The sequence below is a fragment of the Arthrobacter pascens genome, assembly GCF_030815585.1.
GTDB lineage: Bacteria > Actinomycetota > Actinomycetes > Actinomycetales > Micrococcaceae > Arthrobacter > Arthrobacter pascens_A.
On record NZ_JAUSWY010000001.1, the window covers coordinates 1323478 to 1336482 of the forward strand.

Annotated in this window: 12 protein-coding genes; 9 read left to right on the forward strand and 3 right to left on the reverse strand. The window is 63.4% G+C overall.

Translation table 11 applies throughout. The annotated features are described in order from the left end of the window. The first annotated feature begins 6 nt into the window (after nt 1-6). The 7 genes from atpA (at nt 7) to QFZ30_RS06230 (ending at nt 8760) form a co-directional block, all read left to right on the forward strand. On the forward strand, nt 7-1644 hold the full coding sequence (atpA, locus tag QFZ30_RS06200) for a F0F1 ATP synthase subunit alpha (protein ID WP_307080083.1): 1638 nt from the start codon (nt 7-9) through the stop codon (nt 1642-1644). A 73-nt stretch (nt 1645-1717) separates the two neighbouring features. Beyond that, the gene (locus QFZ30_RS06205; RefSeq protein ID WP_307074464.1) at nt 1718-2608 is read left to right on the forward strand and encodes a F0F1 ATP synthase subunit gamma; all 891 of its coding nucleotides are present in this window, start codon (nt 1718-1720) and stop codon (nt 2606-2608) included. Nucleotides 2609-2691: 83 nt separating this feature from the next. Beyond that, nucleotides 2692-4146, forward strand: a complete 1455-nt coding sequence (gene atpD / locus QFZ30_RS06210) for a F0F1 ATP synthase subunit beta (protein WP_307074466.1) — start codon at nt 2692-2694, stop codon at nt 4144-4146. Nucleotide 4147: 1 nt separating this feature from the next. Then, nucleotides 4148-4432: a F0F1 ATP synthase subunit epsilon gene (locus tag QFZ30_RS06215; protein ID WP_307074469.1), complete on the forward strand. Its 285-nt coding sequence runs from the start codon at nt 4148-4150 to the stop codon at nt 4430-4432. A 10-nt stretch (nt 4433-4442) separates the two neighbouring features. Beyond that, nucleotides 4443-4874, forward strand: a complete 432-nt coding sequence (locus tag QFZ30_RS06220) for a DUF2550 domain-containing protein (RefSeq protein ID WP_307074471.1) — start codon at nt 4443-4445, stop codon at nt 4872-4874. A gap of 5 nt (nt 4875-4879) precedes the next feature. Next, complete coding sequence (locus tag QFZ30_RS06225) at nt 4880-6190, forward strand: alpha/beta hydrolase (protein WP_307074473.1); 1311 nt, start codon at nt 4880-4882, stop codon at nt 6188-6190. Further along, nucleotides 6187-8760 (forward strand): bifunctional lysylphosphatidylglycerol flippase/synthetase MprF, encoded by a 2574-nt coding sequence (locus QFZ30_RS06230; RefSeq protein WP_307074475.1) that lies wholly within the window; start codon nt 6187-6189, stop codon nt 8758-8760. Before QFZ30_RS06225 ends, QFZ30_RS06230 begins: the two co-directional genes overlap by 4 nt. A 212-nt stretch (nt 8761-8972) precedes the next feature. Here QFZ30_RS06230 and QFZ30_RS06235 read toward each other — a convergent pair whose 3' ends face one another. Continuing rightward, nucleotides 8973-9176 carry a cold-shock protein gene (locus QFZ30_RS06235; RefSeq protein WP_011692441.1) on the reverse strand — a complete coding sequence of 68 codons (204 nt, stop codon included), beginning with the start codon at nt 9174-9176 and terminating at the stop codon, nt 8973-8975. A gap of 307 nt (nt 9177-9483) precedes the next feature. After that, a complete protein-coding gene (gene nucS / locus QFZ30_RS06240; protein WP_307074478.1) occupies nt 9484-10179 on the reverse strand; it encodes an endonuclease NucS in 696 nt (231 codons plus the stop codon). A 100-nt stretch (nt 10180-10279) separates the two neighbouring features. On the opposite strand from nucS, the gene QFZ30_RS06245 reads away from it, so the two are divergent. Beyond that, nucleotides 10280-10636 (forward strand): ATP/GTP-binding protein, encoded by a 357-nt coding sequence (locus QFZ30_RS06245; protein WP_307074480.1) that lies wholly within the window; start codon nt 10280-10282, stop codon nt 10634-10636. Nucleotides 10637-10677: 41 nt separating this feature from the next. Then, the gene (locus tag QFZ30_RS06250; protein ID WP_307074482.1) at nt 10678-11478 is read left to right on the forward strand and encodes an alpha/beta hydrolase; all 801 of its coding nucleotides are present in this window, start codon (nt 10678-10680) and stop codon (nt 11476-11478) included. A 12-nt stretch (nt 11479-11490) separates the two neighbouring features. On the opposite strand, the gene QFZ30_RS06255 is transcribed toward QFZ30_RS06250, so the two are convergent. Then, nucleotides 11491-12807 carry an AI-2E family transporter gene (locus QFZ30_RS06255; protein WP_373462817.1) on the reverse strand — a complete coding sequence of 439 codons (1317 nt, stop codon included), beginning with the start codon at nt 12805-12807 and terminating at the stop codon, nt 11491-11493. Nucleotides 12808-13005 lie beyond the last annotated feature (198 nt).

A 13005-nucleotide genomic window follows, 5' to 3' on the forward strand; every position in this document is an offset into this window, starting at 1 on the left:
CTGCAGATGGCCGAATTGACCATCAACGCCGACGACGTCCGTAATGCGTTGAACGAGTTCGCGGCGTCCTACGAACCCGGAAACGCAGAGCGCGTAGAGGTTGGCCGCGTAACCGCCGCGAGTGACGGTATCGCCCGTGTTGAGGGCCTTCCCTCGGTCATGGCGAACGAGCTGCTTCGCTTTGAAGACGGCACACTGGGCCTGGCCCAGAACCTCGACGTCCGCGAAATCGGCGTCATCATCCTCGGCGACTTCACCGGAATCGAAGAAGGCCAGGAAGTACACCGCACCGGCGAAATCCTGTCCGTGCCGGTAGGCGACGCGTTCCTCGGACGCGTTGTTGACCCGCTGGGACAGCCGATCGACGACCTCGGCGAAATCAAGGCCGAGACCACCCGTGCGCTGGAGCTTCAGGCTCCCGGCGTGACCCAGCGCAAATCGGTCCACGAACCGATGCAGACCGGACTCAAGGCCATCGACGCCATGATCCCGATCGGCCGCGGCCAGCGTCAGCTGATCATCGGCGACCGCCAGACGGGCAAGACCGCCATTGCCGTGGACACCATCATCAACCAGAAGGCCAACTGGGCTTCAGGAGATGTCTCCAAGCAGGTGCGCTGCGTCTACGTCGGTGTTGGCCAGAAGGCTTCCACCATTGCGGCCGTCCGCCAGACCCTGGAGGACCACGGAGCACTGGAGTACACCACCATCGTGGCGTCTCCGGCTTCCGACCCCGCAGGCTTTAAGTACCTGGCGCCCTACGCCGGCTCGGCCATTGGCCAGCACTGGATGTACGGCGGCAAGCACGTGCTGGTGATCTTTGATGACCTGTCCAAGCAGGCCGAGGCATACCGTGCAGTGTCACTGCTGCTGCGTCGCCCGCCGGGACGCGAAGCCTACCCGGGCGACGTCTTCTACTTGCACTCCCGCCTGCTCGAACGCTGTGCCAAGCTCTCCGACGAGCTCGGCGCGGGCTCAATGACCGGCCTGCCGATCGTTGAAACCAAGGCGAACGACGTCTCCGCCTACATTCCGACCAACGTGATCTCGATCACCGATGGCCAGATCTTCCTCCAGTCCGACCTCTTCAACGCCAACCAGCGTCCCGCTGTTGACGTGGGTGTCTCCGTGTCCCGCGTCGGTGGTGCTGCCCAGGTCAAGTCCATGAAGAAGGTCTCCGGCACGTTGAAGCTGGATCTGGCCCAGTACCGCGACATGCAGGCCTTCGCCATGTTTGCCTCGGACCTGGATGCCGCCTCCCGCCAGCAGCTGACCCGTGGCGCCCGCCTGATGGAACTGCTCAAGCAGGGCCAGTACTCACCGTTCCCGGTCGAGGACCAGGTTGTGTCCATCTGGGCCGGCACCAACGGACACCTGGACGACGTTCCGGTTGAGGACATCAACCGTTTCGAGACCGAGTTCCTGGAACACCTCAAGCACAAGTCATCTATCCTCACCACGCTGGCCCAGACCAACAAGATGGAAGACGACACCGCAGAAGCACTGAAGACTGCCATCGTGGACTTCAAAAAGGGTTTCTTCGGCGAGGGTGACAACCACCTGGTAGGAGCCGGCCACGAGGAGCACGACGCTATCTCCGGGGCTGACGTTGACCAGGAAAAAATCGTCAAGCAGAAGCGCTAGTTTCGCTGGGCGGGGGTGCCGGGCCCGAGCGGTCCGGCACCCCCGATCAACGGAATCTTAGGAAAGGATAAGTATGGGAGCCCAGATCCGGGTCTACCGCCAGAAGATCAGCTCGACCACGTCGATGCGCAAGATCTTCAAGGCGATGGAACTGATCGCTACCTCGCGCATCGGCAAGGCCCGTGCGCGCGTAGCAGCTTCACTGCCTTACGCGAACGCGATCACACGCGCCGTTTCTGCTGTCGCCAGCCAAAGCGAAATCGACCACCCGCTGACCACTGAGCCGGAGCAGATCCGCCGTGCCGCAGTCCTGGTAATCACCTCGGACCGTGGCCTGGCAGGTTCTTATTCGGCCAGTGTGCTCAAGCAGGCGGAAGGTCTCAATGAGCTGCTCCACGCTGAAGGCAAGGAAGTCAAGACCTACCTCGTCGGCCGCAAGGCGCAGGCGTACTTCGAATTCCGGAACCGGCAGTATGAACGGGTCTGGACCGGGGGCACGGACGCACCTGAGTTCGAGACTGCGCGTGAAGTCGGCGAAACACTGCTGGCCGAGTTCGCAACGGAGTTCGAAGAGGGTGGCGTGGACGAGATCCACGTCGTCTACACCCGCTTCAAATCCATGGTCACGCAGGAGCCGACGGTCATCCGTCTCCTCCCGCTTGAAGTAGTTGAAGAGCAGGCCGCTTCGGAATCGGAGCTCTTGCCGCTGTACGAGTTCGAGCCGGAAACGGAGCAGGTCCTTGATGCCTTGCTGCCGCGCTATATCGAATCCCGTATCTTCGCAGCCATGTTGCAGGCAGCAGCTTCCGAGCTCGCTGCGCGCCAGCGGGCGATGAAGTCCGCAGGCGATAACGCGACGGACCTCATCAAGAAGTACACGCGTCTGCGCAACACCGCCCGCCAGGCTGAAATTACGCAGGAGCTTTCCGAAATCGTTGCCGGCGCAGACGCTCTCGCGTCCTAGCCTGTTGCGCCTCGGTTCCAGCTGGACCTGCACCACAACAGATAAACTTAACCCCACGCCATCTACTGAGTGAAGTGAGAGAGATGACTGCCACTGCTACCGAACACGTAGCCGCAACGTCCGGTGCCACCGGCCGTATCGCACGTGTTATTGGCCCGGTTGTCGACGTCGAATTCCCGGCTGACGCAATCCCGTCGATTTACAACGCACTCACCACCGAGATTACTCTCAACGGTGAGACCAAGACCATCACGTTCGAGACCTCCCAGCACCTGGGCGACAACCTCGTTCGCGCCATCGCCCTGCAGGCCACTGACGGACTTGTCCGTGGCACGTCCGTGGTGGACAGCGGTTCCCCGATCTCCGTGCCCGTAGGCGACGGCGTCAAGGGCCACATCTTCAACGTCCTCGGACAGCCGCTCGACGTTGCCGAATCTGAACTGGACATCAGCGAACGCTGGCCGATCCACCGCAAGGCTCCCGCCTTCGCGACGCTTGAGGGCTCCACCGAGATGCTGGAGACCGGCATCAAGGTCATCGACCTTCTCACCCCCTACATCAAGGGTGGAAAGATTGGCCTCTTCGGCGGTGCCGGTGTCGGCAAGACCGTTCTGATCCAGGAAATGATCACCCGTGTTGCCCGCAACTTCGGTGGTACATCGGTATTCGCCGGTGTTGGCGAGCGTACCCGTGAAGGTAACGACCTCTGGGTCGAAATGGAAGAGGCCGGCGTCCTCAAGGACACCGCCCTTGTATTCGGCCAGATGGATGAACCGCCGGGAACGCGCCTGCGCGTGGCACTGTCTGCCCTGACCATGGCGGAGTACTTCCGCGATGTGCAGAACCAGGACGTGCTGCTGTTCATCGACAACATCTTCCGCTTCACGCAGGCAGGCTCCGAGGTCTCCACCCTCCTCGGCCGCATGCCGTCGGCTGTGGGCTACCAGCCCAACCTTGCAGACGAGATGGGTCTCCTCCAGGAGCGCATCACGTCCACCAAGGGCCACTCCATCACCTCGATGCAGGCCATCTACGTTCCCGCGGATGACTACACCGACCCGGCTCCGGCCACCACGTTCGCCCACCTCGATGCCACCACGGAGCTCTCCCGTGAAATCGCATCGCGTGGCCTGTACCCGGCCGTGGATCCGCTGACCTCCACCTCCCGAATCCTGGATCCCCAGTACATCGGCAAGGACCACTACAACACGGCTGTCCGTGTTAAGCAGATCCTGCAGAAGAACAAGGAACTCCAGGACATCATCGCCATCCTCGGCGTTGACGAGCTCTCGGAAGAGGACAAGATCGTCGTGTCCCGTGCACGCCGCATCCAGCAGTTCCTGTCGCAGAATACCTACACCGCCAAGCAGTTCACCGGCGTCGAGGGCTCCACGGTTTCCATCAAGGATACCGTGGAAGGCTTCACCGCCATCTGCGACGGCGAGCTTGACCACATTGCAGAGCAGGCGTTCTTCAACGTCGGCGGCCTGGATGACGTTGAGCGCCAGTGGGCCAAGATCCAGGAACAGACCAAGTAATATGGCTGAGCTTGAGGTTGAGATTGTCGCAGCGGACCATTTCGTGTGGTCCGGAGCGGCCAAGATGGTCAAGGCCCGCACCAGCGATGGTGAAATCGGAATCCTGCCCGGCCACGCGCCCCTGCTGGCGATCCTGGCCGAAGGTGAACTGGCGATTCAGCCGGTTTCCGGTGACCGCATTGCCGTAGTTGTTGACGGCGGATTCTTCTCCGTCGACAACAACCGCGTGGTTATTGTTGCTGACAACGCCCAGTTGGGTGACGCGGCTACTGCTGGGATCCGCTAGCACGACCTTGATGGACGCTCCGAGTCTTCCGTTCATCGCCATGGCAGTCGTTTTTGGATTGCTGATCTTTGCACTGTGTCTTTCCGGGGTGCGCCGCTTCAATTTACGGCGCGCCCTGGGCACGGTGGACGCCTCCATTTGCATGGCTGGAAACAGCTGGCAGATGGGGGTTTGTCGTTATCAGGACAACGACCTTGAATGGTTCCGGCTGCTCTCGCTGAGCGTCCGTCCCAAGCACAGGTTCAAGCGCAGTTCCCTTGAACTCCTGGGCCGCCGGAAGCCGACCGAGGCTGAGGCAGTCAAGGTCCAGCCCGACGTCGTGATCGTGGAGCTGAGGTACGAAGGCCACGACCTGAGGCTGGCCATGAAGTTCGATGCCTACGCGGGGCTGTCATCCTGGCTTGAGGCCGGTCCGGTCATCGGCGTGGGCACCTGGCGCTAGCCATCGTGGATTTTGTCGCCGACGTGCGCCTGACAGACGGCCCGGTTTTCTGGACCGTGTGCGTCCTCGGCGCGGCCGCAGCACTCTATCTCGTGTGGCGTCCCCCCGCTTCCGGTACCCGCCGTTGGCTGAAGGCCCTCACTTTCTCCCTTGTCGCCGGCCTCGTAGTTGTTGCCGCGGTGCACTGGGCATTGATTGATGTCTTTTCCACCTTCCCCGACGATCTTCCGGTCGAGGTCCTGATCTGGACGGTCCTGGCCGTTTCCGCGCTGATTCTGCTGGTGGTCCGCCTGCCGCGAAGCTCGTGGCGCCAGCGAAGCGCAGGATGCGCAGCGTTCCTTTTGGTGCTGCTGCTCTCTGCCGTCCAGATCAACGCCTACTTCGGCCTCAACCGCACAGTCAGCGACGTCATGGGCACGGCCGTCGCGCGGGTAGCCACCTTGGAACCTGCACTGACGCGGCAGGCCGAGGCCGCGGCCCCTGTGCTCCTCGAAGGATGGCGGCCGCAGGGGGACCTTCCGGGCGAGGGCGTCCTGCGCAAGGCGGCGATCCCCGGACTGGCATCCGGGATGGCCACCCGCGAGGCCTACGTCTATCTGCCACCGGCCTACTTTGCCGCTAACCGTCCCGCCCTTCCGGTGCTGCTTCTTTTCTCCGGCCAGCCGGGCGGGCCCTCCGATTGGCTCACCGGGGGGGCCCTGCGTGTCCACATGGACAGCTTCGCAGCGGCCCATGGCGGGGTGGCGCCGGTTGTGGTGGTCGCGGATCCCAATGGTTCCCAGTCGGCGAACACCCTCTGCATGGACAGCCGGATAGCGCAGGCTGACACCTACCTGTCCGACGACGTTCCCCGCTGGATCAGCGCCACACTGGACGTTGATCCCAACCACCGGAAATGGGCTGTGGGCGGGTTCTCGTTCGGTGCGACGTGCGCCCTCCAGATGGGCACCCGGCATCCGGACATCTTCAGCTCGGTGCTGGCGTTCTCCAGCGAACTCGAGCCGGCCCTGGCCAAGGAGAGGGAGAAGACGATCGACGCCTCGTTCCCCGGTGACACAGCGGCCTTCGACCGCCAGACGCCGCTGTCCATGATGGAACGGACCAGGTTCGACTCCAGCGGGATCTACTTTGCAGCCGGCGAGCGTGATCCGGAGTTTGTGGGCTACATGGACAAGCTTGCCGAGGCTGCCCGAAAGTCAGGCTTCAGCGTCGAAGCCAAACAGGTGCAGTCTGCCGGCCACTCCTGGGCCACACCGTCCAAGGGAATGGCAGGCGGGCTGGACTTCCTGGCCGCACGCTGGGGACTGAAGCCATGAGCGCGGGCACTGGCATCCGCACGGCTGCCCTGGCTTGGGCGACGGTGGGACGGCCCACGTGGAAGAGGATCATGGGCCGCCTCGCGTCGGTGCCGTTCACCTTGGCTGTTCTGGTTGTCTTTCTCCTGACGGGTGCCATCACCGGGAGCTTCCTCAGCGGGCCGCCGGAGTCAATGCTGGACGTTGCCGGAGTCAGCGGCCCGGGGTTGAAGTCCGGCAGCTGGTGGTCACTCTTCACGTCGCTGTTCTTTGCCACCAACCCCGTGGCCTACCTCACGGCATCCCTGATGATCCTCCTGCTGCTGGGCCTGGCTGAGAGGAAACTCGGAACGCTGGCCGCTGCCGCGTTGTTCTTCGGCGGCCAGTTTGCCTCCGTCACGGTGTTCCTGCTGCTCACCCAGCTTGCCCGGTATGCAGGGGACGGCTGGCTGGGCCTCATGGCAGACAGTGCGCTGATCGGACCCTACGGAGCCGTCCTGACCGTTTCCCTGGCGGCGAGCGGCAGGCTTCCGGTCCTGTGGCAGCGCAGGCTTCGGACAGTGCTGCTGTCCGTGTCGCTCTTGCTGGTTCTTTACGTCGGACACGCGGAGACCGTGATCGGCCTGCTGGGGGCACTCCTTGGCCTCGCTGCCGGTGGATGGATCCAGGCCGAATCCGGCCAGCCTCACCGCCACCGCTCCACCGGCCGTGAGACCAGGAACCTCCTTGCCCTGACTGTTGCCGTCTTTGCGGTTGGCCCCATCCTCACGGCGGTGGCCCGGACACCTACCGGTCCGCTTGCACTGCTGCGCGACGTTGTCCTGAACCCGTTGCCTACACTGGGCCAGCTTGAATTCAACTGCGGTGCCACAGTGGAGGCTTCCTGTTTGGAGGCCGGGAGGCAGGGCTTCGCCGGACCTTTCGGACTTGCGTTGGCCATCGTGCCGGTGGTCCTGCTGCTCATCTGCGCCGACGGAATGCGCCGTGGCCGCCGGATGGCGCTGCGCATCGCCCTCACCCTCCAGCTGGCGGTCACGGCCTTGGCAGCCGTCTACCTGGCCCTGTTCGCACTGATCCCGCATTATCCGTCCCGGCCGCACACCGCGGCGATGGGGTCGGGTTTTGCCCACATCCTGCCCCTGGTGACAGTACCGCTGCTGCTGACAATCCTGTTGTGGCTCAACCGGCGGCAGTTCAGGGTGGAGACGTCCCCTTCTGCCAGAAGGAAACTGGCAGCCGTGGTTGGCGGTGTCTGGCTGGCCCTGACGGGAAGCTACACGCTGGCCTGGCTCGGGGCCGGCGGAATGGCCCGGGATGGAGGGCTGCTCGGCCTGCTGGCGGAACTGTCCCGGCAATACCTTCCGGTACCGATTCCCAACCTTTATCAACGTGTGTTTGCGGAACGCAACAGCCTGGAATCGTTCATCTTTGCCTACTCCGGGCCGGTCTTCTGGATCATCACCCTGGTGGGCGTCTGGTCGGTCCTCCTGGGCCGGCACCACGGCCACGATTCCGGCAGCAACGACAGGGCTGCGGTGCGCAGTCTCCTGCATCAAGGGGGCGATTCGCTGTCCTGGATGGCACTTTGGGAACCCAACCGCTACTGGTTCAGCCCGGATGGCCGCGGCGCTGTGGCGTACCAGCAGCACGGCAGCGTGGCGCTGACGCTGGCCGGCCCGTTTGGCGCGAGGCAAGGCCATCCGGCCGTGGCTGAGGGTTTCCTGGCCTATTGCAGCGGCCATGCCCTCATTCCGGCGTTCTACTCATGCGAAGACAGGCTGTGGCCGCTTCTGCGGGACCGGGGATTTCACCGGGTGGCGGTAGCTCAGGAGACGAGGCTTGCCGTGAGGGAGCTCGAATTCAAGGGTAAGGAATGGCAAAACGTGCGCACCGCCCTGAATCGGGCGGCCAAGACCGGAGTGAAGGCAGTCTGGGGGACCTACGAAGGGTTGCCCGCCGGCCTTCGTGCCCAGCTCAGCGAGGTGTCTGAAGAGTGGGCGGCCGGCAAGTCGGTTCCGGAAATGGGTTTTACCCTGGGCGGCATAGATGAACTGATGGACGATGAGGTGTTGTGCTGCCTCGCCGTGGACGGGGACGGCATCGTCCACGGGGTCACCAGCTGGCTCCCCGTGTACGACGGCGGGAGGCTGGTCAGCCGTACGCTGGACGTCATGCGCCGGGGTGCTGAGGGATTTCCCGGGGTGATGGAATTCCTGATCGCCTCCGCAGTCCTGGAACTTCGGAAATCGGTGGAGTTCATCTCCCTGTCCGGATCGCCGCTGGCGCGTCGTCCTGGGGACACTGACGCCGACACTGTTAACGACCAGGAAGCGGGGGAGGCACCCGAGCCCATGCCGGCCGAGAACTTTGCGCGCATCCTCGACGTCGTGGGCCACGCATTGGAACCGGTCTATGGGTTCCGCTCGCTGGCGGCCTTCAAGTCACGCTTCAGACCTGATTACCGCACGTTGTACCTCTATTACCAGGATCCGCTGCAGCTGCCTGCGATCGGCAGGGCCCTCACCCGGGCTTATCTGCCAGGGCTCTCGCTTCGGCAGGGTGCCCGGTTGCTGCGGGAACTCGTAAGCTAACGGGATCCTGATAATTCAGGAACTGAAACATTTGTGACCGATAAAGTCTTCCGCAAAATCGGTGGTCAATCCGACGCCCTGTTACCGGCGACCTGTTGGATAGTCGCTTTACTCTCTGGGGAGAAAGCTGCAGGACAAAAAGTGGTCCCCGGCACGAATGCCGGGGACCACTTTTTCGCAGATGGCCGCTTGTGCGGCCGTCCCACGAGGGACTAGACCAGCGTTACACCGGTAGCCTGGGGGCCCTTGGCGCCCTGACCGATCTCGAACTGAACGCGCTGGTTCTCGTCGAGGGTCTTGAAGCCACCGGTCTGGATCTCAGAGTAGTGAACGAAGACATCGCCATCGGAGTCATCCGGGGTGATGAAGCCGAAGCCCTTTTCAGCGTTGAACCACTTGACGGTTCCCTGTGCCATTTATTTCTCCTCATTATGGAACTTGTCTAAGTCCAGCACACCTCGTGCTGGACTTGGTCACTCCGCGAGAAGAATCCTGGATTGCCGGTTCCTGGGGAATCGGCGCTGCAGGAGCTTCGCGCTCGCAACATGTCTTGCGAGCATGAAAAACACCTACACAAAGACTCATATAAGAATTTCACGACAGTTCCGTCAGGTCAACGGTCTAAACGGCCAATCCGACAAAATTTGGGTAAAAAGCGGGTGAACGCCCTCGTCAGCGGCATATGGCGCCGGGTCCGGGGTGGTTCAACGGACCAGGACGGAGTCAGAACAGGCGGGATTCGCTGTCGTCCACGCCGCGCATCGCATCGTAATCCAGAGTGATGCAGTCGATTCCGCGGTCGGCCGCCAAAACTTTGGCCTGTGGTTTGATCTGCTGGGCCGCAAAAATCCCACGGACCGGCGCCAGCAGCGGATCCCTGTTCAGCAGCTCAAGGTAGCGGGTCAGCTGTTCGACGCCGTCGATATCGCCCCTGCGCTTGAGTTCGATGGCCACCGTGGCCCCGTCGGCGTCGTGGGCCAGGATATCCACTGGGCCGATGGCAGTGAAGTACTCACGCCGGATCAGTGAGAAGCCCGAGCCCAGGGTTTCGATCTGTTCTGCCAGCAGCCGCTGCAGGTCCGCTTCCACGCCGTCCTTAATGAGGCCAGGGTCGATCCCCAGGTCGTGGGCGGACTCGTGGATCTGCTCGTGGATGTTAATGATGAGGCGGTCGTCGGTCTTGGCAGACTGCACGGTCCACTGCTCGGTGACCCCCAGCTCCAGGTCAACATCTTCGGGCGAGGACACACGGAGGGTGGCTGGCGGGCTCATCCAGTTCAGCGGCTTGTAGGAACCGCCGTCGGAATGGACCAGCACCGAGCCGTCTGCCTTGACCAGGAGGAGCCGGGTGGCAAGGGGGAGATGGGCTTTGAGCCGGCCAACGTAATCAACGGAACATCTGGCTATGACAAGTCGCACGCCGTACAGACTACCGTCTCGCCACCGGCCCGGTCGCCGGACGGCCTGGCCGGGCCGGTTCCGGGCGCGCAGGCCGCCTGGGCTGGGGCAGAATGGAGGCATGCCGCGTTCCAACCGTCCCCGCCGTCTCACATCCGGAAAAGGTGGGGGACCCGCAGGCAAGGGCGCAGGTAAGAAAGGCGGCGGAGAAATACCCGAGCTGGACCTGGAACGGGCGCGGGCAGGAATCGCCCGCCGCGAAAGTGCTCCCGACGGCGAATGGATGGTCAGGACCATGACCGCCAAGAACGCCGAAAAGACGTACATCTGCCCCGGCTGCTCAACGGCCGTCCTGCCTGGCGTTGCCCACCTGGTGGTGTGGAAGGACGACCACCTGTTCGGTGCCGCCGCCGGACTCGCGGATCGCCGCCACTGGCACACCAACTGCTGGATGTCACGGAGTTACCGCTACCGCTGATAAGACCATCCGGTGCCGCGCAAGTCGCTAAGCTGGCAGGCATGACTTTTGATCCGGCGTCGTACGAATTCAACCAGCCCACAGGTCCTTCGCCCATCCGTGCCTCCACGGTCCTTCCGGCCCGGCGCGAGAATGTGGAACTGCATACAGAGGACGGTCACACGCTGGTGGGTGAGCTCGCGCTGCCGGAATCGGGATCGATCCGCGCCACCCTCATTACCCTGCACCCGCTTCCCACCCACGGCGGATTTATGGATTCGCACGTGTACCGCAAGGCGTCCTACAGGCTTCCTGCCCTTGCCGGCATCGCCGTGCTGAGGTTCAACACCCGGGGAACGGCCTCTCCCCGCGGAACCAGCGACGGCTCTTTTGAGGAAGGGATCGGCGAACGGTTCGACGTAGAGGCTGCCGTCCGATTTGCAGTAGAGCGGCGGCTGCCCAACCGGTGGCTGGTGGGGTGGTCCTTCGGCACGGAGCTGGCGCTGATGTACGGGGCGGTGGAGCCTGTGGCCTCCCAGGTGGAAGGAGCCGTCCTGCTCTCGCCCCCGCTGCACCGGGCCACTGACGCCCACCTGGGGCAATGGGCGGAGAGCGGCAAACCGCTGGCGGTGCTGGTGCCCGAACACGATGACTACCTCCGCCCTGCGGCGGCGGCCGAACGCTTCCGCCTGGTGCCCCAGGCCCGCGTTACAGGGGTCGACGGCGCCAAACACCTTTGGGTGGGTGAGAAATACGCCGGCCGGGCACTCAACGAGATTGTGGATGAGGTGACCGAAGCCGGCGCCGGTCCGGGCGGGCTTCCGCAGGAATGGGACGGCCCGGTAGCGACAGCAGTTGGCTAGTGCCTGTCCTGCCTAGTGTTTGTCCTGGCGGACAATATAGATCTCCTTGACCAGCAGCAGGATGGCGGCGGCCGTGGGTATGGCGATCAGCGCGCCGAGGACGCCCAGCAGGCTGCCGCCGGCAATGACGGAGATGACAGCCACGGCACCGGGCACCGCAACCGCCTTCTGCATGATGCGCGGCGAGATGAAATAGGCCTCAAACTGCAGGTAGGCGAAGTAGCAGACCGCGTAGACGGCCGCGGTCTGCCACCCTTCGGTCAGTGAGACCAGGAGCACCACAACAGCTGCGATCAGGCCTCCCACCAGCGGAATGAAGGCAAGCAGGGCCACCACGAACGCCAGCAGGACGGCGAACGGGATGCCCAGGATGGTCATGACGATGAATGCGAACGTAGCGTTCAACAGTGCCACGCAGGCTTGCCCGATCACGTAGTTGCCCACGGAGCGCGTGATTTCCTCGGAGAGTGCCTCCACCCGGGCCCGCCGTGAGCGGGCTGCCAGGCGGTAGCCCCACTTCTTCATGGCAGGCAGAGCCGCCAGGAAGTAGAGGCTAAGCACCAGGACGATCAAGGTACCGAACAGCCCGTTGGCCAGGGTAGAGCCGAAGCCCAGCACCCCGCCGAAAATGCCGCTCATCGCCGCAGGATCGTTGACGAACTTGTTCAGCTCTTCGCTGATGCGGTCGCGCACGCCAAACTGGTCATCCAGGCTGCGGAAGAACTCGGAGTCGATGAAGTCGCGAATCCAGACTGGCGCCTGCTGCACAATTTCGGTGACCTGTTCCACGATGGTGGGGATCAGGGTGGCAAAAAAACCTGTCACTGCAGTGATCAGCACTGTCACGGCAACAAGGATGCCGGCCGGGCGCGGAATCCTCCGGCCTTCCAGCCACCGCACCACCGGATCCAGTCCCAGGGCGATAAAGAGGGCCGCAACGATCCACAGCAGGAGCTGCGTGTTGTTGGAGCCGATCCAGTACAACAGGAGGGCCAGTCCAACGCCCACTGTGCCCATGAACCCCAGATAGAGCGGGTGCTGGGCGGACATTCTGGGCCCCGGGTTGCCGAACGGCGCGGCCGGCTGGCCGGAGGCATCTGTGTCAGCTTCGTGCTGCGAATATTCCGGCGGCATCTCAAAACGTAGCCGCGGCTGTGCCCCGGGCAGCGGCTGGCGGAGGCGGCGCAGGACAGATCCCAGAGCGGCTGCGGCGGACCCTGCCCGCGTGGCCCGCCCCGGCCTCGCCTGCCGCTCCGGCTTAGCCGGCAGGGGGTCAGCGGACGCTGGATTCTCCTGTCCCGCTGGGAACTCTTCCGTCTTGTCAGTCACTGCGTTTTGGGGCCTGTTCCGTGCGTGGCGCCGTCGCTGCGGGCCGGTGTGATGATCATCGCAAACACTATCAGCAGCCTTGTGAACAGCAGGGTGGGACGCCCGAGCCGTTGCCCCGAGCGGGGCCTTCTGCCGCCCTGAACTGAGCTATTGGTAACAAACTGGTTACTATTGAAGGTAAACCCCCGCTGATGATAG

Excerpts from the sequence above, each read along its gene's own strand:
- QFZ30_RS06230 (WP_307074475.1), top strand. The coding sequence starts at position 6,187 with ATGAGCGCGGGCACTGGCATCCGCACGGCTGCCCTGGCTTGGGCGACG.
- QFZ30_RS06220 (WP_307074471.1), top strand. The coding sequence starts at position 4,443 with ATGGACGCTCCGAGTCTTCCGTTCATCGCCATGGCAGTCGTTTTTGGA.
- atpA (WP_307080083.1), top strand. The coding sequence starts at position 7 with ATGGCCGAATTGACCATCAACGCCGACGACGTCCGTAATGCGTTGAAC.
- QFZ30_RS06205 (WP_307074464.1), top strand. The coding sequence starts at position 1,718 with ATGGGAGCCCAGATCCGGGTCTACCGCCAGAAGATCAGCTCGACCACG.
- QFZ30_RS06215 (WP_307074469.1), top strand. The coding sequence starts at position 4,148 with ATGGCTGAGCTTGAGGTTGAGATTGTCGCAGCGGACCATTTCGTGTGG.
- QFZ30_RS06245 (WP_307074480.1), top strand. The coding sequence starts at position 10,280 with ATGCCGCGTTCCAACCGTCCCCGCCGTCTCACATCCGGAAAAGGTGGG.
- atpD (WP_307074466.1), top strand. The coding sequence starts at position 2,692 with ATGACTGCCACTGCTACCGAACACGTAGCCGCAACGTCCGGTGCCACC.
- QFZ30_RS06235 (WP_011692441.1), bottom strand. The coding sequence starts at position 9,176 with ATGGCACAGGGAACCGTCAAGTGGTTCAACGCTGAAAAGGGCTTCGGC.
- QFZ30_RS06250 (WP_307074482.1), top strand. The coding sequence starts at position 10,678 with ATGACTTTTGATCCGGCGTCGTACGAATTCAACCAGCCCACAGGTCCT.